18 protein-coding genes are annotated in these 21,116 nt (G+C 64.4%); 7 read left to right on the top strand and 11 right to left on the bottom strand.

The features are described 5' to 3' along the window. Nucleotides 1-23 precede the first annotated feature (23 nt). The gene (gene bmt / locus ACP15W_RS01035) at nt 24-1,034 is read right to left on the bottom strand and encodes a betaine--homocysteine S-methyltransferase (protein ID WP_424930970.1); all 1,011 of its coding nucleotides are present in this window, start codon (nt 1,032-1,034) and stop codon (nt 24-26) included. Between the two features lie 29 nt (nt 1,035-1,063). Beyond that, the gene (locus tag ACP15W_RS01030) at nt 1,064-1,495 is read right to left on the bottom strand and encodes a SufE family protein (protein ID WP_424930969.1); all 432 of its coding nucleotides are present in this window, start codon (nt 1,493-1,495) and stop codon (nt 1,064-1,066) included. Between the two features lie 252 nt (nt 1,496-1,747). Between ACP15W_RS01030 and ACP15W_RS01025 the strand changes: the two genes are divergently transcribed. From ACP15W_RS01025 to ACP15W_RS01015, 3 genes are all read left to right on the top strand, one after another. After that, entirely contained in the window at nt 1,748-2,155 is a 408-nt protein-coding gene (locus tag ACP15W_RS01025; protein ID WP_424930968.1) for a hypothetical protein, read from the top strand. A 118-nt stretch (nt 2,156-2,273) separates the two neighbouring features. Continuing rightward, complete coding sequence (gene mprF / locus ACP15W_RS01020; protein WP_424930967.1) at nt 2,274-5,000, top strand: bifunctional lysylphosphatidylglycerol flippase/synthetase MprF; 2,727 nt, start codon at nt 2,274-2,276, stop codon at nt 4,998-5,000. Continuing rightward, nucleotides 4,990-6,096 carry a polysaccharide pyruvyl transferase family protein gene (locus tag ACP15W_RS01015; RefSeq protein ID WP_424930966.1) on the top strand — a complete coding sequence of 369 codons (1,107 nt, stop codon included), beginning with the start codon at nt 4,990-4,992 and terminating at the stop codon, nt 6,094-6,096. The genes mprF and ACP15W_RS01015 overlap by 11 nt, the downstream gene beginning before the upstream one ends. Nucleotides 6,097-6,109: 13 nt before the next feature. Here ACP15W_RS01015 and ACP15W_RS01010 read toward each other — a convergent pair whose 3' ends face one another. The 5 genes from ACP15W_RS01010 to ACP15W_RS00990 form a co-directional block, all read right to left on the bottom strand. Beyond that, entirely contained in the window at nt 6,110-7,693 is a 1,584-nt protein-coding gene (locus tag ACP15W_RS01010; RefSeq protein ID WP_424930965.1) for an AAA family ATPase, read from the bottom strand. A 157-nt stretch (nt 7,694-7,850) separates the two neighbouring features. Next, a complete protein-coding gene (locus tag ACP15W_RS01005; RefSeq protein WP_424930964.1) occupies nt 7,851-10,142 on the bottom strand; it encodes a putative bifunctional diguanylate cyclase/phosphodiesterase in 2,292 nt (763 codons plus the stop codon). Nucleotides 10,143-10,221: 79 nt separating this feature from the next. Next, a complete protein-coding gene (locus ACP15W_RS01000) occupies nt 10,222-12,453 on the bottom strand; it encodes a PAS-domain containing protein (RefSeq protein ID WP_424930963.1) in 2,232 nt (743 codons plus the stop codon). Next, nucleotides 12,450-13,661 (bottom strand): FIST N-terminal domain-containing protein, encoded by a 1,212-nt coding sequence (locus ACP15W_RS00995; protein ID WP_424930962.1) that lies wholly within the window; start codon nt 13,659-13,661, stop codon nt 12,450-12,452. Before ACP15W_RS00995 ends, ACP15W_RS01000 begins: the two co-directional genes overlap by 4 nt. A 111-nt stretch (nt 13,662-13,772) precedes the next feature. Next, on the bottom strand, nt 13,773-14,495 hold the full coding sequence (locus ACP15W_RS00990; RefSeq protein WP_424930961.1) for a response regulator: 723 nt from the start codon (nt 14,493-14,495) through the stop codon (nt 13,773-13,775). A gap of 185 nt (nt 14,496-14,680) precedes the next feature. Between ACP15W_RS00990 and mce the strand changes: the two genes are divergently transcribed. From mce to ACP15W_RS00975, 3 genes are all read left to right on the top strand, one after another. After that, nucleotides 14,681-15,085, top strand: coding sequence for a methylmalonyl-CoA epimerase (mce, locus tag ACP15W_RS00985; RefSeq protein WP_424930960.1), 405 nt, complete (start codon nt 14,681-14,683; stop codon nt 15,083-15,085). Then, on the top strand, nt 15,082-15,345 hold the full coding sequence (locus tag ACP15W_RS00980; protein ID WP_424930959.1) for a DUF1467 family protein: 264 nt from the start codon (nt 15,082-15,084) through the stop codon (nt 15,343-15,345). The genes mce and ACP15W_RS00980 overlap by 4 nt, the downstream gene beginning before the upstream one ends. A gap of 76 nt (nt 15,346-15,421) precedes the next feature. Then, the gene (locus ACP15W_RS00975) at nt 15,422-16,546 is read left to right on the top strand and encodes an alpha/beta hydrolase family esterase (protein WP_424930958.1); all 1,125 of its coding nucleotides are present in this window, start codon (nt 15,422-15,424) and stop codon (nt 16,544-16,546) included. Nucleotides 16,547-16,630: 84 nt separating this feature from the next. Here ACP15W_RS00975 and ACP15W_RS00970 read toward each other — a convergent pair whose 3' ends face one another. Then, nucleotides 16,631-18,484 (bottom strand): phosphoenolpyruvate carboxykinase (GTP), encoded by a 1,854-nt coding sequence (locus ACP15W_RS00970; protein ID WP_424930957.1) that lies wholly within the window; start codon nt 18,482-18,484, stop codon nt 16,631-16,633. A 409-nt stretch (nt 18,485-18,893) separates the two neighbouring features. On the opposite strand from ACP15W_RS00970, the gene ACP15W_RS00965 reads away from it, so the two are divergent. Continuing rightward, a complete protein-coding gene (locus ACP15W_RS00965) occupies nt 18,894-19,016 on the top strand; it encodes a hypothetical protein (RefSeq protein ID WP_424930956.1) in 123 nt (40 codons plus the stop codon). 29 nt (nt 19,017-19,045) lie between these two features. Here the strand turns inward: ACP15W_RS00965 and ACP15W_RS00960 are convergent, their stop codons facing one another. The 3 genes from ACP15W_RS00960 to ACP15W_RS00950 all read right to left on the bottom strand — a co-directional run bounded on the left by ACP15W_RS00960 (nt 19,046) and on the right by ACP15W_RS00950 (nt 21,116). Beyond that, nucleotides 19,046-19,750, bottom strand: a complete 705-nt coding sequence (locus ACP15W_RS00960) for an EI24 domain-containing protein (RefSeq protein WP_424930955.1) — start codon at nt 19,748-19,750, stop codon at nt 19,046-19,048. Further along, nucleotides 19,747-20,292 carry a nitroreductase family protein gene (locus ACP15W_RS00955; protein ID WP_424931590.1) on the bottom strand — a complete coding sequence of 182 codons (546 nt, stop codon included), beginning with the start codon at nt 20,290-20,292 and terminating at the stop codon, nt 19,747-19,749. Before ACP15W_RS00955 ends, ACP15W_RS00960 begins: the two co-directional genes overlap by 4 nt. Nucleotides 20,293-20,399: 107 nt before the next feature. Next, nucleotides 20,400-21,116 (bottom strand): tyrosine-protein phosphatase, encoded by a 717-nt coding sequence (locus ACP15W_RS00950; protein WP_424930954.1) that lies wholly within the window; start codon nt 21,114-21,116, stop codon nt 20,400-20,402.

The following is a 21,116-nucleotide window of genomic DNA, read 5'->3' as shown; positions in this document are numbered from 1 at the left end:
GGCCGCGGCCCATCGAGCCACGCTCAGCCCCGGCGACGGCGCCGCGCGGGCCGCTGCGGTGCATCGCTGGAGCCGTCGGAGTCGGACGAGAATCCGCCGAGTTTCTCTGCAATCTCGGTGAGTTCCGGGGCATCACCCTTGCCGCCCATCTTTTCCAGCGCGGCGCGCATGGCCACCAGGTGCTCGGGCGTCGTGCCACAGCAACCACCGATGATCGTCGCGCCACAATTGCGCGCCATTACCGCATAATCGGCCATCAATTCGGGCGTTCCATCATAGTGGATGTGGCCCTCGACGAACTTCGGAATGCCCGCGTTGCCCTTCGCGATGATCGGCAGGTTCGGATTGGCGGCCGAGAACCCCAAGACCGTGCGCAGGAGGTCCGATGCTCCCACACCGCAATTTGCCCCGAATGCCAGGGGCTTGTGTGGCAGTTCTTCAACCAGCTTCACCATCGCCGCCGCCGTCAGGCCCATCATCGTGCGACCCGCCGTGTCGAAACTCATGGTGCAGCACCAGGGCGCCCCGGTCCGCCCGATCCCTTCAGCCGCCGCGCGCAACTCGTCGGGCGCCGAGATCGTCTCGACCCAGAGCACATCCGCGCCGCCATCCAAAAGCCCGCGTGCCTGCGCCTCGAACATCTCCGCCGCCGCATCGATCGTAAGCGGCCCCAGAGGCGCCATGATCTCGCCCGTCGGCCCCATGGAGCCCGCAACCACGACCTTCCGGCCCGAAGCATCGGCCGCCTCACGCGCGATCTCCGCCGCCGCCTTGTTGAGCTCATGCACCCGGCCCTGGGCGTCATGCAGCTTCAGACGGCTTGCATTGGCGCCGAAACTGTTGGTCAGGAACAGATCGCTGCCCGCGCCCACCGCCCCGTCGTAGAGCGCCCGGATCTTCTCCGGCGCTTCGACATTCCAGAGCTCGGGTGCATCGCCCGATGCGAGCCCCATGTTGAAAAGGTTGGTGCCGGTCGCGCCGTCGGCCAGCAGCCAGTCGCGTTCGGACAGCAGAGTTTCTAGCGCAACACGCATGTTTTCCGGTTTCCCCGTTCCTGTTCGTCTCAGACCTGTTCGGCTGCGGCACCGGCAATGGACCGGATCCGACCGATCATGGCACGCAGACCGTTCGAACGCTGTGACGAAAGATGCTGATCGAGCCCAAGCCGCCCGAGTTCGTGGGGCGCATCGACCCCCACAACCTCTTCAACGGTCAATCCGGCATAAAGCTCATGAAGAATGGCGATCAGTCCACGCACGATCATCGCGTCCGAATCGCCCTCGAAATCGAATTTTGCAGATGCCCCTTCACCGTCGAGGCGCGGCACGATCCACACCTGACTGGCGCAGCCATCAACCTTGGTGGCCGACGTTCGCAGCGGCTCCGGAAGAGGCGCCATCTTCTTCCCCAGTTCGATGACATACCGATACCGGTCTTCCCAATCGTCCAGGAAGTCGAAATCGCTCACAATGTCCTCGAAAGAGTCGGTCGCCAATTGTCTTTCCCCATGCTGGAGCCGCTGCCGCCGATGTAGGCCCATACCGGGCAAAGGTCCAGCCCCCGCCCTTTCGCTGCGATCCGAAATGATCCACCTTGCCGCACCGGGCCACGCCGGGGAGGAAGCGGGATTTCACTTTCCAACCATGGCGCAAGAAGCTATGTGCGGGTCAAGAGACGGCATCGGCACATGTATCGATATATAATTGCACCTTTTCTCCTTCTCGGCCTTGCAGCCTGCAGCGTCGAGATGCCTGAATTCCTCGGACGCGAGGGCTCGGGTGGCGACACCTACGGTATCGAGCCCGAGGAATGGCCCGACGCGGTACGTGTGCAGATGACTTCTTCCCGTATCGACCCCGCACTTCGGGGCATCATCGTGCGCGTGGAGGGGATCGCACCCTCTCCGGGATACCATTCCGCGCGGCTCGCGAGCATCGCGCCGACGCCGGCCGAGGACACCGAGGAAGATCGCGCGACCACGGGCTACATCGAGCTCGAGTTTCTTGCCTTTCCGCCGATCGAAACCGCACCTGCCGGACCCACCTCCGGACGGGTGCTGAATGCGGCGCTTTTCCTGCCGACCCGCTACCTCGAGGATGCCAGCGCAATCCGTATCCAGTCGGCCGGCACTGTCACCACCCTGCCGCTGAACTGAACACATTTGAAGAAAAAGCCTAATCATTTGCGCGCGTTTCCAGCTGCGCTTCACACGCCAGATTAAGGTTACTCGGCCATAAGCCCCCCGAACAAGGCGGATTCAAGGGGTGGTGGAAATGGCCGCTGTCGAACGCAGGATACGGGATCTGGGGCTCGAAGGCCGCCGGGCAAGACCATCGAAATGGCTGTTGCGCCCGGAGGTGCTCTGGTCCGCAGCAGCGGCCGGCATTCTCGTGCTGGCCAGTACCGTACTCTACCGCATGTCGGGCGAGATCCGCTATTCCGATATCGAGACGGCCCTGTCCAACGTCGCGCCCTGGCAGATCGGGCTTGCGATCGGCCTCACATTCCTGAGCTTTCTTGGCATGGGGCTCTACGATATCGTCGCCAGCCGCTGCGTCGCGCCCGGAAAGGTGCCGGCACGGCTCGCGGCCTTCGCCGGCATGACCGGATACGCCCTCTCAAACGCGCTCGGCTTCCACATGTTCGTGGGTGGGCCGGTCCGTTACCGGATATATGCCTCCACGGGACTTGACGCCGCCGATGTGGGCCGGATCGTCGGCATCGCCTTCGGCGCACTCTGGCTGGGTTTCGCGGCGCTCTTCGGCCTCGTGCTGCTCTTCGACCCGAACGGTTTTCCGGCCCTGCAGGATATTGCTCCGAAAGCCGACCGGATGACCGGCGCATTGCTCCTCGCGGGTCTAGCGGCACTGACGGCCTGGGTCTGGCGCGCGCATCAGTCCATCACGATCTTCCGTTGGCGCATGCCGTTGCCGGGCGGCCCCGTGACGCTCATGCTGATCCTTCTGGGCATTCTCGACGTCGCCGCTGCTGCGGGTGTGCTTTACGTGCTGCTTCCTGCCGATCTGCGGCCCGAATTCGCAACCTTCATAGCACTCTTCACCCTCGCGCTGATAGCGGGGACCGCAAGCCATGTGCCCGGCGGGCTGGGCGTACTTGAAGCGACACTGCTGGTGGGCCTCGGCGCGGCAAGCAGACCCGACGCATTTGCGGCCCTGATCCTGTTCCGCACGATCTACTACCTGCTGCCGCTCGGCATTGCGGGCATCGCACTCGCGGTCTTTGAGGGGCGCCGGTTCCACTCGCCGGTCCTGCGCGCCTCCCGCTCGGCCATTCGCTCCGCCCGTCCGTTCATCGGCCGTGCGCTCGCGGGTCTCGTCTTTCTCAGCGGCGTCGTGCTGCTCGTATCGGGCAACGTGCCGCGGGACGGCGGGCGCATGGATGTGTTGAGCGACGTGGTGCCGCTTCCCTTCGCCCAGACCTCGCACCTGCTGGCGAGCCTCGTCGGGCTGCTGCTGCTGGTGATCGCGCGTGGGCTGCTCAACCGGATGGCGCTGGCGCGTGTCGCGGCCATCGTGCTGCTTCTGGGCGCGGCGACCTTCTCGCTCCTCAAGGGACTGGACTGGGAAGAAGCCGCCCTGCTCTATACCACCGCGGGCCTTCTATACGCCTCGCGTGCCGCGTTCTACCGCAAGGGCGACTGGATGAGCTTCCGGCCCGGCCCGGGGTGGCTGGCGCTCCTGGCGCTGACGATGATCTCGCTGACGGCCATCGGCTTTTTCGCCTTCCGCAACGTGGAATATCAAAGCGCGCTCTGGTGGGATTTCACCTGGTCGGGCGATGCGCCGCGCTTCCTGCGTGCAACGCTTGCACTCGGCATCGTCTTCGCCGCCATCGGCATCGATGCCTTGGTCAACCGCCCCGTGCAGTCGCGCATCGGACGGGTCGAGATCCCCCAGGAAGTCCGGGACCTTCTGGCAACATGCCCGACCTCCCAGCCGAACATCGCGCTTCTTGGCGACAAGCGCTTCATGATCTCCGAGGATGGCAAGGCTTTCCTTATGTATGGAATCTCGGGACGAAGCTGGATCACCATGGGGGACCCGGTGGGCGATCCAACCGCCGCCAATGACCTGGTCTGGAAATTCGCTGAAACCGCCGACCGGGCGGGTGCGAAGGCGGTGTTCTACGCGATCTCGCCCGACAACCTGCCCGTCTATCTCGATATGGGGCTTGCGCTCCTGAAGACCGGCGAGGTCGCCCGCGTCGACCTTTCCACCTTCACAATGAGCGGCAAGGCCCGCCAGGATCAACGCACGGCCCTCCGCCGCGCCGAGCGCGAAGGCCTTCACTTCGAGGTGATCCCGGCCTATGATGTCGCTCCCCTGCTTCCCGAATTGCGCCAGGTCTCCGATGCGTGGCTCGAGACGAAGAAGGGCCAGGAGAAGGGCTTCTCGCTTGGTCGGTTCGACGACGACTATCTGGTCAATTTCGACATCGCCGTCCTGCGCCGGGAAGACGAAATCGTGGCCTTCGCCAATCTCTGGAAAGGCGCCGACACGACCGAGATCGCAATCGATCTCATGCGCTACCGCACCGGGGCCTCGAAGGTGGTGATGGACGCGCTCTTCACCCATATCCTGCTCTATGGCCAGTCAGAGGGCTTCCGCTGGTTCAGCCTCGGGGCAGCGCCGCTGGCAGGTCTCGCCGACCACCCGCTCGCCTCCACCTGGAACCGCGTCGGGACCTTCATCTATCGCCGGGGCGACGAGTTCTACAAGTTCGAGGGGCTACGCGCCTACAAGCAGAAATTCGCGCCCGTCTGGACGCCGGTCTACCTCGCCGCACCCGGCGGGCTTGGCCTGCCCCGCGCGCTGATGGACGTGGCAAGCCTGATTTCGGGCGGCGCGGGCGGTTTCGTCCGGCGCCGGACGCCCCAGTCCTCGAAACGCCCCGAAAGCGCTGCACCGCCGGCGCCGGCGTCTGAGCAGACCCCTGAACCACAGTTGGCTTCACCCATCAGGAGTGCGAATGCCGCGTAGAATCGGGCTGCTGACCCTTCCGCTGACCAACAATTACGGCGGCCTGCTCCAGGCCGCGGCTTTGACCCAGACGCTGATGCGCGCGGGTCACCACGTGGTCCTCTTCAACATCAAGTGGTATCGCCCGCCCGCCAAGGCAAAGGTGGTCGAGCTGCTCGAGCGCATTCCGGGGCAGAACATCGGCGGGTTCCGCGGCAAGGAGATGGAGCGCCAGCCCCACTACCCGTTCATCCGCAAGTTCATTCCGAATGTCTCGGCGAACCTGCGCGGCCCGAAACAGCTCGCCGAGGCGGTGGAGCGTCACAAGCTCGACACGGTGATCGTCGGCAGCGATCAGGTCTGGCGCTTCAAGTATCATGGCGACGGACAGCACGGGAACTTCTTCCTCGGCTTCCTCGGCGACCGGCCCACGCGCAGGATCTCCTATGCCGCCTCCTTCGGCGTCGATACTTGGGGACACCCGGACCACACGGCCCGGATCTCGGACCTGCTCGGCAAATTCGATGCGGTCTCGGTGCGCGAGGGGTCCGGAGTGCGAATCTGTGCCGAAGATCTTGGGCGCAGCGATGCGAGGGTCACCCTCGACCCGACGCTCCTGATCGATCCGGGTTTCTACGACGAAGTGGTCGAGACCGCCCCCGCGAGCAAAACGCCGACAGTACTGGCCTATGTGCTCGATAAGCAGGACCTGGCGAAAAGCGTCGGGGAAAAGGCCGTTGCCGCGCTCGGAGGAAAACACGACCTTCGACAGATCAGGCCGGGTTCGGGCGCGGACGCAACGGACGTGCCGACCTGGTTGCGCGCCTTCATGGACGCCGATGTGATCATCACCGACTCGTTCCACGGCACCGCCTTCGCGATCCTCTTCGGCAAGACCTTCGTCGCGATCCCCAACCAGAGCCGCGGTCTCGAGCGCTTCGTCTCGCTCCTGGATGCCGTGGGCCTGCCCGAGCGCCTGCTCACCGATGATGACGAAAGCCGCGCAGAAACGCTTCTGACCACGCCCATCGACTATGGCCCGGTGACGGCAAAGCTCGATGCCCTGCGCGCGGAGTCGAAACGGTTTCTGGAGGACGCGCTGCGCGACGAGGCCTGAGCGCCGCCAGGTCTCACTCCGGCACGTCGAATCCCAGAACCGCGCAGACATGCGCCAGCGTCTCCTCCGCGCTGCCCGATGCATCGACCTGATACCAGTCCATGGGCCCGGTATGGGTGCGGAGCTGCTGGCGGACCACGGTCTCGTCCGCATCCGAGGCATCACCCCTGCGCGCCGCCACGCGCGGGATCAGGTGGTCCGCGTCGGTCTGCAGCCAGATGCCGGTGAACTCCACGCCCAGGCGCTCGGCGAGATCGGAAAGCGCGGTGCGCTCACGCCGCGTGGTGAAGACCGCGTCGAGCAGGACGGAATGCCCCGTCCTGAGGATCGTATCCGCGCGAATGCGCAGGCGCTCGTGGACATGCCGGTTCACGGTCGGGGTGTAGCTTTCGGGCGGCAGATGCGTGAGCGGGTCCACGCAGAAGATCGCCTTCCGCTCCAGATCGCTGCGCAGATGCACGGCCCCCGGCGCAGCCCCGAAGAGTGGTGCGATCTGACGGGAAACGGAGGTCTTCCCCGATCCCGAACGCCCTCCCACGGCAATGAGCCGCGGCGCGGGCGGCGCGAGCGCCCTGATCGCTTCATCGAGGTAGCGCCGCGCACCCGCCGTCTTTTGCCCCGGCGTGTCGCAGGCCCGATCCGTCTGGATGTCCACCATGGCCCGTATTCCGCCCCGGATGGCGAGAAAGAGCGGAAAGGCCTCGATACCCGGATCCTCCATGCCCCGCTCGGCATAGAGATAGCCATTCAGCACCATGTTGGCAGCGCGCGACAGCCCCTTGTGGTTCAAATCCATGACGAGAAACGCGAGGTCATAGAGCACATCGCAGGTTCCCAGGATTTCGTCGAACTCCAGGGCATCGAACGCCACCGGACGTCCGTCAATCAGGACGATATTGCACAGATGCAGATCGCCATGGCAGCGACGCACATGACCGGAGCCGCTGCGGGTCGACAGCACGTCCGCCACACGCTCGAATGCCAGATTGCAGCCATCGAGATAGGCCGCGATCCGGTCGCGCTCCAGCTCTTCCTCCATGGTCTCGAACGCGAGCCGAAGCTCCTCGATGATCTCGGCGATCAACTCCGCACCATCGGAATCGCGCGGCTCCGAATTGAAATGGTACGCGGCGATCGACTGGCCCAGATGATCGGCAAGCGCATCGGTCAGTTCCCCGCGTTCGGCGATACGGGAGAACTCCGCCTCCTGGTCGAACCGGCTCATGCGCAACACCCATTCCACGGGCGTGCCGGCACCGCCGACCGAAAGTCGGCCCCGCGCGTCGCGGTTGATGCTGACCACGTCCTCGTAGATTTCGGGGGCATTGGGATGGTTGAGCTCGAACTCGCGCGTCAGCATCTGGTGTCGCAGGTCCAGCGTCGAGAAATCGAGATAGTCGTATTTGACCGGGCGCTTGATCTTGTAGGCGTGATCGCCACAGAGAAAGACCTGCGCCGCGTGCGTGTCCACGCGCTTGACGTCCTCACTCTCGCCGTAGGTCGCGGGGTCCATCAGCAGCGCCAGGATTGCACGCTGATCGCATTCCGAGGCCGAGGCACCGTCGCTCCGGTCGAAACCGTTCGGATCGTCCTCCATCCGCCTAGCCCCCTTCTCGCAGCCGGATACCCTCCGGACCTATCTAAAGGCTGTCGCGGGGCTTCGGCAACGCCCGCGAAGGTCGGGCGCGGCAGAAGTCTGTTTTTCATGCAATCTGGCGGAAAAGTGCCCCCGCGGCGGCGGAAGATTTGGCGGATCAGGACCCTTCCAGCACCGGCCTCGCCGGATGGGCATGTTTCGAGAGCAACACCGAAAGCTCCTCCCGCGGCAACGGGCGCGAAAAGAGGAACCCCTGCAGGTTGGGCGTGCCGAGGTCCAGAAGCCGCTTCCACTGGCTCTCGGTTTCGATACCGCCGGCCACGATGTCGATCTCGAAGGCGCGCGCCAGATCGAACATCACCTGCACGATGGCCGCCGTACTTTGATCGTTCTCCATGTTCTGCACGAAGTTCCGGTCGATCTTGATCCCATCGACCCGGAAGCGGTGCAGATAGCGGAAGGACGCGTAGCCTGAACCGAAATCGTCGAGCGCCACACGCACCCCCGCATCCCGCAGCTTGTCGAGGGCCGGACCGAAGGACTCGCCATTCTCAAGCAGCATGTTTTCCTTGATCTCGATCTGCAGCCGGCGCGGGTCCATCCCGATCTCGGCCAGAACCCCGAGCACCATGTCGGGGAACGCCTTGTCCTGAAACTGCAGGGGCGAGATGTTGATCGAAAGCACCGGCAGATCCACGGCAATCGCGGTGCGGCAGGCCTCCCGGAGGATCCATTCGCCAAGTTCACCGGCCAACCCGCGCTCTTCCGCGATCGCGATCAGGGCCGCAGGCGAGAGCGACCCGTGACGCGGGTGGTTCCACCGGAAGAGCGCCTCCGCCCCGCAGATCTCCTTGCCATCCTGCGCATAGAAAGGCTGGTAGGCGAGCGCGAGCCCGTCGCCGCCACTGAGGGCATGACGCAGGTCCTCCTCGACCTCGCGCTTGAGCTGCACCATCTCGTCGAAGGAATCCTCGAAGATATAGACCCGGTTCTTGCCGTCGCTCTTGGCCTGATAGAGCGCAATATCGGCCTTGCGCATCAGCTCGAACCGATCTCCGGCACTGTCGGGGGCAACCGCGATACCGATCGATGCTCCGACGAAAACCCGATCCGAACTGAGCTGATAGGGTTGCCGCAGGGCCTCCAGCGTCCGCTCTGCCAGCTTCTTGGCCGAAAGGACCCCGCGAACGCTCGATTGGAGAATGACGAACTCGTCCCCCCCCAGCCGCGCCACCGTGTCCGACTGCCGCGTGATCGTCATCAGTCGTTCCGCGACCTGCTGGATCAATTCATCGCCCGCGGGATGCCCGAAAGTGTCGTTGACGTTCTTGAACCGGTCGAGATCGATATAGTGGAGCGCGATCCGCCCCTCGCCGCGCCGGACCAGTGCCAGGGCCTGATCGAGCCTGTCATCGAAAAGCGCCCGGTTGGGCAAGCCCGTCAACGTGTCGTGAAACGCAAGATGCTGAACCTCCGCGCGGCTCGTGCGGATCTGGATGATCGCCCTCCGAAGCCGGCTGAGCAGCCAGAAGATTAGCGCGAGAAGCGCCATGACAGAAACGATGATGCCCGGCGAGATGGCGAGGATCACCTTCTGGCCGGGCGCCGACGGGGTCCAGACGATATTGCCCAGAGGCCCGTCCCGCGCGCTCACCAGAGGCAGGGGATCGGAGACCGGAACCGGGGCGCCGGGCGGCTCGAACCGCGTGCCCTCAACGAGATTTCGTGCGCCGAGCCGCTCGAGAAACTCGCCTTCAATATAGACGACCGAGAGATGCAGATAGGTCCGCGCAGGCTCGAAGGCCACGCGATCGGTGCTGGGCACGATGGGCTTGAGGCTCAGAAGCGCCGGATGGCCATCGACCTCCATCAGGTCGCTGACGGTCAGCGTTCCGGGCGTTTCGGCCAGCGGAAGTTGGCTCCGAAGTTCGCCCGCCAGCCCCGTGACATCCGCGCGCAGCCGCTCGAACGCCGCCGGCGCGACGGTCTCACCCCCCTCCACCGCAAGGATCGGCTCGTTTTCCTCGTCGAGCACATAGAGCAGGTCGTGGCCGTAGTAGTCCGCCATCCAGACGCCGACATTGTCATCCATCCAGTGCTGATCGCGGGCCCGCGTGAAGGTCACCGCATCGTCCCAATGGGTCACGCCTTCCTGATCCGCCGCAACACGCTCGAAGGCCTCCCCGAGCGCGCGCTCCAGCAGGATGCGCTCATGCGCCTCCGCGAAGGCGTCGAATTCATGCGCTGCCCAGAAGCACAGCACGATGCTCGGCAGTATCGCGAGGGATGCCAGAAGAACGATCACCACGGAGAGTTGCCGGGACAATTCCCTGTCGGCCGTCTCCGGACCCATGCCGAAAAGACCGGCAATGCGGCTCAAGCGCCCCGGGCCGTCATTGCCGCTTTCGCGCACGGCGCCAGTATGATCCGATGTCACCTGTCCGGCCATCTCGTTCCAACAATGTGGTTCGGGATGGAGACTGCGCCGGAAGGGTTTTTATTGCTTTAACAAACGAGCTTGCCCCACTTCACATGGGTGTTGCGTCGCTGTTGGGAACAACGCTTGCCAGCAGGGCCCGCAGTCGCGCGGGAGCCACCGGCTTGTTCAGCAGAAGCACGCCCTGGGCCTGGCACCGCCGGCCAACGGCATCGGAACGATCCGCCGTGACGAGCACCGCGTCAACCGGGCCCAACGACGCACGGATGGTCTCGATGGCATCGAGCCCGTTCTGACCCGCATCCAGATGATAGTCCGCAAGAATCAGATCCGGCGCGAGCCCGAGTTCGTCGATAAGCTCCTGCGCCTCCGCGAGGTTCGCGGCAACCAGAACGCTTGCGCCCCAGGCTTCCAGCAGTCCCGAAAGCGCCTCGCGCACGACCCTCTCGTTTTCGATCATGAGGATGATCAGGCCGCTTTCGGCCGGCCCGTCATTGACAGGCGCCCCGCCGGTCAGAAGCTCGGGCGCCATATCCTCTTCCCCGACGGCAAGCGGCACCCGAACCCGAAACACCGTTCCCCGCCCGACCTCGGAAACCAGTTCGATGTCGTGGCCGAGCAGCCGGCAGGCCCGGTCGACAATGGCAAGTCCCAGCCCCATGCCCTCGTCAGCGCTGGATTTCGCACCCACCCGATGGAACTCACCGAAGATCGCTGCACGCTCGGCCTCGGGTATGCCGGGCCCGGTGTCCCAGACCTCGATCCAGACGCTGTCGCGCGAATGCCGCACGCCGAGCAGCACCTTTCCGGCGTCCGTGTAGCGCACCGCATTGGCGAGCAGGTTCTGCACCACCCGCCGGAGGTAGGCCGCATCGCTGCGCACCACCGCCCGGCTCCCCACAACCCGCAGGTCGAGCCCCTTGAGCCGGGCAATCTCCCCGAACTCCTGGCCGAGCTGGCTGAGCACCTGCGCCAGCGGCACGCTTGTCACCTTGAGCGCCGCCGAGCCCGAATCGAGCCGCGAAATATCCAGAAGCGCACTCAGGATGCCTTCGACACTTTCGAAGGCGCTCTGCACCCGGCTCACCGTCTCCGCGGACCCGGTTCCGGCACAGGACTGCTCCAGCGAGGCGAGAAAGAGCTTTGCCGCGCTCAGGGGCTGCAAGAGGTCATGGCTTGCCGCCGCGACGAAGCGCGATTTCGAGGCATTCGCGAGCTCGGCTTCCGCCAGCGCATCCTGCAACGCGTTGGTCCGCTCCTGCACCCGCCGCTCCAGGCTCGCGTTGGCCGCGTTCATGGCGAACTGGGCTTCGCGCTCCGCCGTGACATCGGTGAAGCTGATCACGAACCCCCGGTTGGGCATTTCCTGCCCGAACACATCGAGAAAGACGTTGTCGCAGGTCCGCAGTTCGACCGAGAGCGGGGACCTGACACCCTTCTTCATCACCCAGCGCGAGAGCTGTTCCGGCCCGGTCTTCCCCTCGAAGATCCGCGAGCGGCGGAAATGCTCGGCAAAGACCGAAAAGGGCGTTCCGACCCGCAGGATCTGCATCGGCGGCGACAGCAGCTCCCGCAACCGGTTGTTCCACCCCACGAGCAGCAGATCGGAATCGAAGATGCAGATGCCCTGATCGATATGGTCCAGCGTCGCGCGGACAAGCCGCGCCTGCTCGTCCAGGAGCTTGTCGCGCTCCTGCCGCTCCATCTTGATCAGCTCGGTGATCTCGGTCTGGAGCATCGCCGTGCCGCCGCCCGGCGTGCGCTGCTCGCTCACCTGAAGCCAGCGATCCCCCTCGATGCGGACATTGAAGTTGACCGATTGCTTGCGATGGGTCTCCAGCCGATGGCGCGCCCATTCTTCCCGCGTCATGCCCTCGGGAAAGACGATATGTCGGCTCTGGGAGACGAACCGCACGTAATCGACGAACTTCAGCCCCGGCCCGAGCTTTTCGGCCACATCCGGCAGCGTCTGCGCGAAGCGGCTGTTGAACATGACAAGCACTTCCCGGCTGTCGAAGAGCGCGAAACCCTCCTTCACCGCCTCGATGGCGTCATAGAGATCCGAGCGCGCCTGCTCCGCATCTTCCATGGCCTGCGAAAGCCGCGCATTCGATTCGTTGAGCAGCGTCAGCGTCTGTTCGAGCTCACGGGTGCGCGCGCGCACCTCCGCTTCGAGCATCAGCGCGCGCTCGAAATGCGCGAAGGCCTCGCCCGAATCCACGGAAGCCAACTCCACACGGCGCATCAGCGCGGAGGCGATCTTGAGCAGCTTCTCGTTCTGGCGTTCCAGCGAGTCCTGCGGGTTGACGATGGACAGGCTCAATCCCGGAGGCTCCGCTCCGGCGGATAGATGGCCATGCCGGTAAATGTCTGATTCACATGAACGGATCCCGATTGCTCTCCGTAGGTATTGAACCCGACGACGCGGTTGTCCGCAAGCATTCGCGAAATCACGCGGGTTTGCTGGGTCTGCTCGGCGATCAATCGGCGAAACAGGCATTCGCAGCCGATGATGGCATCCGGCTCCCCGCCCAGCGTGACGTTGGCAAGGGCGGTGCGCATGTGATCGGTGATGTCGGCAGCCTGGGCAAGCGTGAGCACGAGACCCTCGTCTATGGCCGAGAAGAAAACCAGATCGCCATTTTCCTCCACCCGCTGGATCGCGCGCACATGGTGCTGCCCGCCCACATTGACCACGACCGGGTGGGAGGAGAAGACGAAGGGCGAAAGCTCGTCCTCCCTGACCCCGACGAGACGCGCGTATTCCCGCGCCGCGGGCTCGGCATTGATCTCGCGCACGATCCGCCGATCCGGAATCGCTTCCGTCACCACCATCTTGGTGTTCGTCGGCTCGAAATGGTCGAACTTGATGACCTGCACCCGGCAGCGGCTCCGGCAGACCGCCAGCACCGCGGCATCCTCGCGGAACACCCCGTCCACGAGAACGTAGGTATGGCCGAAATCGAGCCCGTCCCCGGCCGATCCGCCGAAGAATGGCATCCCGCCAAGCCCCAGGCGCAAGGCGGAAACCACCTGGTCCTCGCGCAGCGACATGCCGTCGATCAGCAGGAAACTGAATTCCCAGGCCCATTCCGGCGCGGCGGCTGCGAGCTTCGCGCGCCGTCGAACGGCCTCCTGCGCCGCGCGCGCGACCTCGGCCTTGGCGAGCCCCAGAATGGGAACCGTTTCCGCGACCACATGGCTCGCCTTGAAGGCCACCAGCAGGATCGAATCCTCGGAATATCCCTTGGGTGTGATTTCCCCCGCGGTCGTGCAGCCGATGATCTGGGACCGAGGAAAATACTCCGGACCGAGTTGCGCTAGCAGTTCGAGATCGGCCATGGGTGCTGCGAAGATCGCCAGCAATCCGCATTCGGCCCCGCCAAGAGTTCGCACAAGCTCATCAAACGCCTGTCGCGGATCATCCGCCGGCGCGCAGGCCGAACAGACCGCGCTTTCTGCCGGGAGGTCCAGAGCCACCCCGACATCAGCGCCGTCAAAGGCGATTTCCGCACCTTCCAATTGCGCCATTCCTCCCCTTGTTTTTTTGGGGATCAGTCTAGGCGAGATTGCCCGATGCGGCTAGATCGAAACCGAACCCGCGTTAACCCTCATGCATCGGACGGGCCGCTTTCCCCACCGCTAGACCGCGTCGTGCTTCTGCATCAGCGAGGCAAAACGGGCATTCTGGGCGATCAGAACCGCCTGCGTCCGGCTGTGGACGTTGAGCTTGCGCAGGATCGCCGTCAGATGCGCCTTGACCGTGGTCTCGGCGATATCGAGTTCATAGGCGATCTGCTTGTTGAGCTTGCCCTCGCAGACAAGCCCCAGAATGCGCGCCTGCTGATCCGTCAGCGTCGAAAGCCGCTCCACAGCCGCGGCCTCGTCCACCGCGCGACCGCCCTCGGCGGTATCGGGGGCAACGTAGCCGTCGGGAGTGAAGACATCCCCTTTCCAGATCCGGTCAAAAGCCTCGACAAACACGCCGCGCTGGCTGTGTTTCGGGATGAAACCGGAGGCCCCGGCCTTTAGCACGGAGGCAATCACATTGTTGTCCGCCAGGGAAGAAACCACAACCACCGGAATGCCTTGTGCGGCCTTCTTGAGACGGATCACGCCATCCAGACCATCCACGTCAGGCAGCTTGAGATCGAGCAGCACGATATCGGGCGCGGGGGCTTCCCCGATCCGCTCGATGCCCTTCGCAAGGCTCGCCGCCGTCACCACGTCATCGACCTCAAGCGCCGATTTCAGCGTCATCGACAGCGCCTCGCAAAACAGCGGGTGATCGTCCACGACAAGGGCAAGCGGCACCCGGGGCATGGTCCGGTTGGCTGTTGCCATGCGTTGTGTCGTTTCGGCCATGCTCGAACGTCCTTCTTCCTTGCGGTAATTCCTGTCCCCCGCGCGTCGAACCAAGTCTACCAGACCCGATCCACCCGCGACAGCAGGACCAATGGACAAGACGAAAGATCGACGGGCGCGCCATTGCCCCCCGACCCGCAGCCAAATATAGCAGGGCGGCACAGTGCCAAGGGAGACAAGCAGCCATGATCGGTCGTCTGAACCACGTTGCAATCGCCGTGCCGGATCTCGAAGCCGCCTCCGCCCAGTATCGCGATACGTTGGGTGCAAAAGTGGGCGCCCCCCAGGATGAACCCGATCACGGCGTGACGGTGGTTTTCATCGAGCTGCCCAACACCAAGATCGAACTGCTCTACCCGCTGGGCGAAAACTCCCCGATCCAGGGTTTTCTGGAAAAGAACCCCGCAGGCGGCATTCACCACATCTGCTACGAGGTCGAGGACATCACCGCCGCCGCCGACAAGCTCCGCGCGCAGGGCGCCCGTGTGCTCGGCAATGGCGAGCCCAAGATCGGCGCCCATGGCAAACCGGTGATCTTCCTGCATCCGAAGGACTTCACCGGAACCCTTGTGGAACTCGAACAGGTATGACCATCACCGCCGCCCTCGTCCTCTTCGCGGTCCTCTGGTTTCTCGGCCTACTCGTTGCGCTGCCGATCCGCATCCGCACCCAGGATGAGGATGGCGATGTCGTGCCGGGCACGCCGTCTTCCGCGCCGACCAACCCGATGATCGGCAAGAAGATGCTCTGGGTCACGATCGTCGCCACGATCCTCTGGGCGATCATCGGCAGCATCATTATCTGGGGTGGAATAACGCCACAGGATATCGACTTCTGGGGCCGGATGTAGCCATTCCGGGTCCGTATGGAGACGCCAAACGGCCGACAGATTGCCCGCTTGCTTACCGCCCTCGGACAGAGATGAGATGTACGACCCGTTCAAACGTTCGCGCACCAATGCCCGCAAACGGATGCAGCGCGCCACGAAGACGGCTTTCGGCAAGCTGCTGACGGGCACGCTTCCCGCAACGGCGCCGGCGAAGCGCAAGGCGGCAAAGACGACCACGCCGCTCGCGAAGATGGTCACGCCCAAGGGCAAGGCCAGACCGGCAGCCTCGCCCCGGCCCAAACCCGCCCCGAAGCCCCCTTCCACCGCACGCGCGAGAACGACGAGGCCCCGCGGCGCATCGTTCAGATCGGGCCTTCATCGCTGCGAATTCGGGGAGCGGGCCTTCAAGCTCTACATCCCGGCAGTGGCCAAACAGTCCGAAGGGGCGCTGCCCCTCGTGGTCATGCTGCACGGATGCAGCCAGTCGCCGGATGATTTCGCGCGCGGCACCGGCATGAACGTGCTTGCCGAGGAGTTCGGGTTCCTGGTGCTCTACCCTGCGCAGGAGCGCAAGACGCAGATGTTCCGCTGCTGGAGCTGGTACAAGCGCAGCGACCAGACCCGCGGCGCCGGCGAACCGGCGCTGCTTGCCAGCCTCGTGCGCGATGTCATTGCAAGGCAGGGGGCCGATCTGTCGCGGGTCTATATCGCGGGCCTCTCGGCCGGGGCGTCAGCCGCACTGATCGTCGCCGATGCCTATCCCGACATCTTTGCCGCCGTCGGTGCCCACTCGGGCCTGCCGGTGGGGGCCGCCCATGACGAAGCCACCGCCGTGGTCGCCATGCAGCACGGCGCGCCGGGCCTGCGACATATCGTTCCCATGCCAACGATCTGTTTCCACGGCAGCGCCGACAGGGTCGTCAATCCCCGCAACGGCCGTTTCATAGCCATGCGCGCGCTCGACCCCTATTCGGACCTGCGCAAGACCGAGAAGACCGGCCATGTACCGGGCGGACGAACGTATGTGCGCACCTCGCACCGGATTGGCAGGGGGCGGTCATTCGCGGAACATTGGGTTGTCGAGGGCGCAGGGCACGCATGGTCCGGAGGGAATGCGGCCGGCAGCTTCACCGACCCCACCGGTCCGGACGCCTCGCGCGAGATGGTGCGCTTCTTCCTGCGCCACCGCACCACTGCGAAGAAGCGGGCCTCGATCGGCTGAGATCAGGCCCGCCCTGCTTCAATCAGGCAAAACGGAAATTCCGGGGCACACGCCCGCGCACCCCGGATTGCTTATGCCTTGGCCTCAGTTGGCTTCCGGGCGCACCACATCCTCATGCGCCAGACCCCAGTGATCGGGAGAGCGCCAGAGTCGGGAGCGCAAAAGCTCGCGTTCGAAGATGAACTCCTTCGGCAGCCGGTCAAAGAACTTGTCGAACTGCTCCTCGTGGGCGTGGGCTTCCTTCGCACCCGCCTCGCGGCCCACCTCCATGAGCTGGTAGAAGGTCTCGGGCGAGAAATCGAGACCGGCCCATTCGATGTCCTCGTGGCGCGGCATCCAGCCAATCGGGCTCTCCACCGCATAGCCGCGACCATGGACCCGGTCGACGATCCACTTCAGCACCCGCATGTTCTGGCCGAAACCGGGCCACATGAAGTTGCCCTCGTCGTCCTTGCGGAACCAGTTCACCCGGAAGATCCGGGGCGGATTGGACACACGACGACCGACGTTCAGCCAATGGGTGAAGTAATCGGCCATGTTGTAGCCGCAGAAGGGCAGCATCGCCATGGGGTCACGCCGCATCGCCGAGACGCCAATAGCCGCAGCCGTGGCTTCCGAACCCATGGTGGCGGCAAGATAGACGCCGTGGCTCCAGTTGAAGGACTGGTAGACCAGGGGCATCTCCTTGCTCATCCGGCCCCCGAAGACGAAGCCCGCGATCGGCACACCGGCAGGGTTCTCCCACTCTGGGTCGATGGAGGGGCACTGGCTGGCCGGCGCAGTGAAGCGCGCGTTCGGATGCGCAGCAGGGCGGCCGCAGTCCGGTGTCCAGTCCTCGCCCTTCCAGTCGATCAGATGCGCCGGCGGCTCCTTCGTCATGCCCTCCCACCAGATATCGCCATCGTCGGTGAGCGCGCAGTTGGTGTAGATCGTGTTACTCTTGATGGTCGCAACCGCCATCGGGTTCGACTTCTCGTTGGTGCCCGGTGCCACGCCGAAGAAGCCGGCTTCGGGGTTGATCGCGCGCAACTCGCCCTCAGGCCCCCTCTTGATCCAGGCGATATCGTCGCCGACCGTGCTTACCTTCCAGCCGTCGAAGCCCTTGGGCGGCACGAGCATGGCGAGGTTGGTCTTGCCGCATGCGCTCGGGAAGGCCGCACCGAGATAGGTCTTTTCACCCGCCGGCGACTCGATCCCCATGATCAGCATGTGCTCGGCGAGCCAGCCCTCGTCGCGGGCCATCACCGAGGCGATGCGCAGCGCGAGGCACTTCTTGCCCAGTAGCGCGTTGCCGCCATAACCCGATCCGTAGGACCAGATTTCATAGGTCTCGGGGAAATGGACGATGTATTTCTTCTTGATATCGCTTTCGCAGGGCCAGGGCACATCGGCCTGACCCGGCGCGAGCGGCGCGCCGACGGAATGCATGCAGGGAATGAAGCTGCCATCTGTGCCCAGTGCGTCGAGCACGGCCTGCCCCATCCGGGTCATGATGCGCATGTTGGTCACGACATAGGGGCTGTCGGTGATCTGCACGCCGATCTTGGAGATGGGTGAGCCGAGCGGCCCCATGCAGAACGGGATCACATACATCGTCCGACCGGCCATGCAGCCTTCGAAAAGCCCGTTCAGGGTCGCGCGCATCTCCGCGGGCGGCGCCCAGTTGTTGGTGGGACCGGCATCGTCCTTGTTCACCGAGCAGATGAAGGTGCGGTCCTCGACGCGGCCGACATCGGAGGGGTGGGAACGGGCGAGATAGCTGTTCGGGCGCTTCTCCGGGTTGAGGCGGATGAATGTCCCGGCATCCACCATTTCCTGGCAGATTGCATCGTATTCTTCCTGCGATCCATCGCACCAGACAACCTTGTCGGGCGTGCACAGGCGTTCCATTTTCTCAACCCAGGTGGTCAATGCGGCATTTGTAGTCGGGGTCCTCATGAGATCTTCCACGCTTTCCTCCTGGAGCTTATGTTTCTAACATTCATGCGAGTATGTTCGGGTGGACAGGCGATACCTACGAGAGTCGCGCCAAGTCGAACATGATCTGCCTCAAGACTTTCGCATGGTTTGTTTCCGCTCCAAAGCGCCGAGAGCCATGCACAAAACATGCATATTTCATGCATATTTCATGCAGATCGCGCCCCTGCCCCGAGCCCCCGGCGCGAATGGCCGCCCCATCGGCTATCTTGCCCGCGCGGCGGCCCCGTAAACCACATTCGCCCATTGGTTGAGCATCGGGTTGGCATGGCAGATCCGCAAGGGAGCAACATCCCCCAGAAAGCGAACCGGCTTCCGACGCGCCTGTGGTAGGATCGGCATCCGAACAACAGGGAAGGAACGCGAATCGATGATGAAGATGATTGCCCCGCTGGCTGTCCTTGCGCTCTTCGGCCTGACATCCACAGCGATGGCCTGCACCTCGGACAAGGCCGAACTTCCGCCCCCGCCGGCTGGCTCGGCATCCTCCTGAAGAAAGACGCCGGCAGCCGCACGAAAGCTTCAGGGCACGGCGCGGGTGCCGGTGAGCCTGTGATACTGGTGCGTGAAGATCGCCACGCCCAGGATCGGCACGATCAGGTTCAAGAGCGGAACGCTGAGCGGGATCGCCATGCAGATCCCCAGGAGCCAGATCCGCACGCCATGGCGCCGCCGCAATTCCTTCGCGCCCTCCATGCCCGAGCGACGCGCGGCAACGAGCGTGAAATACTCCCGCCCAAGTAGAAAGCCGTTCACGATCCAGAAGATGAAGGGCGCAAGCGGGGCGACCAGAAGGTAGATCAGCAGCGCCACGAGGTTGGCCCCCACGACCACACCGAAGAACACCAGTGAATCCCAGAGCTGCTCCTTGATGCCGAGCCCGGACACCGGAGCGAGTTGGGGATAGTGGCGCGCCTCGACCGCGGACACGATCCCGTCGAGAAAGAAGCCGACCACGATCGCGGCCACCGGCACCATCAGCACCACCGAGAGCGCAAGCATCACGCCCACCGCCGCCCAGGATGCCATGTTGTCGATGAAGGTCACCTCACCGAGCCAGGGCAAGACCACCGTTTCGGGCAGAAAGGCACCCAGAAGCAGCATCGCGCCCCAGAACACCCCGGCAAGCACCAGAACCGTCAGGCAGAGCGACCAGAAGAGCACGCCGAGAAAGCGCCGGTCGCCCATCTGCGCGACCGCGCGGGCAAGATCCGCGATCGGGCTCATTCGCTGACCCAGCGCGTAACGGCGTCCATGTCCGGGCGCGGCCGCTCCGGAACGGCGGTTTCGCAGGTGCCGATATGGATGAAGCCCGCGATCCACTCGTCTCCCTCGAGGCCGAAAGTCTCGCGCAGAAGCATCGGATCCCGCGCGATCCAGCCCGTCAGCCAATTGGCGCCCCAACCGCTCGCGAGCGCCGCCGTAAGCACGTTGAAGGCCGCACATCCGGCCGAAAGAACCTGCTCGTCCGCCGGGATCTTCTCGCTCTCCTTCGGCACACCGACGACGATGATCGCGACCGGTGCCCCCTCGAAGGCGGCTGCAGCCTTCTCGCCGTCCTGCCCGGTGTCCGCGCCGCGCGCCCGGATCGCCGTCGCAACGCGTGCGAGCGCCGCCCCTTCGAGAACCACGAAGCGCCAGGGCTCCAGCTTGCCGTGATCGGGCACCCGGCCGCCGGCCTCGAGGATACGCTCGAGAGTGGCGCGATCAGGTGCGGGACCGCTCAGGAGCTTCGCCGGGCGGGACCGGCGCGAGAGAAGGAAATCCATGACATCGGACAAGGCGGGTCTCCGGAATAACTCTAGTCGACCCGCACGAGATGTGACGCAGCGGCCCCGCCGTCAAGGCTCCGGGGCCATGCGGGGCGCCTCGGCCCCTATTCCCGGTGAAGCACCCGGTCCACGAGGAAATCCGCGGCCCTACCGCTCTGGAAGTGCGCCATGAGCGCGTCGGGATCGTATTCCGAGAAGAGCCAGTCGCGGAAGCTGATCGGCGCGCGGTGCGCGCGCGCGGCATAGCTGTCGATCATGAAGTCCAGCACCCCGGTCTTGGAACGCCGGAAATGAAGATACTTCGCCGAAAGCTGCGCCTGCGCGGCCTCGACCGGCATGTCCGTGTGGAGGAGCAGGTAAAGCGCCGAGGACAGCCCCGCCCGATCGGCCCCCGATTTGCAATGCATGAGAAACGGCTGCGGGATCGTCGCGAAGATCTCGTCGATCTGACGCAGCTTGGCCACGCTGGGAAGCTGTCGCGAATGGGTCTTGACGTTGATCAGTTCGACCCCGAGCGCATCGCAGGTTTCCCGCTCCAGGAGATAGGAACCGAAAAGCGTCTGACCGCGCAGGTTCAGGATCGCCCGGATGCCCTCTTTCTCCACGATCTCGCGGATCTGGCCGGGTGTGGGCTGATTGCTGCGAAAGACACCGGGATGCACTTCATGCAGGTTGCGCCAGAACAGCCGGAATATGCCATCGTCGAAGCAGACCATGTCGATCCAGGCATTTCGCCGCCAGAGCCCGGAGGATGGATCGAGTTCGACCCAGCCATCCTTCCAGCGTCGCATCGTGCTGGGCACAGCGGATTTCTTGCTCAT

Origin of the sequence: Amaricoccus macauensis (assembly GCF_049800915.1) — a bacterium.
GTDB lineage: Bacteria > Pseudomonadota > Alphaproteobacteria > Rhodobacterales > Rhodobacteraceae > Amaricoccus > Amaricoccus macauensis_A.
The sequence above is the reverse complement of the archived record's forward strand: the minus strand, read 5'-3'. Positions and strand labels throughout refer to the sequence as shown.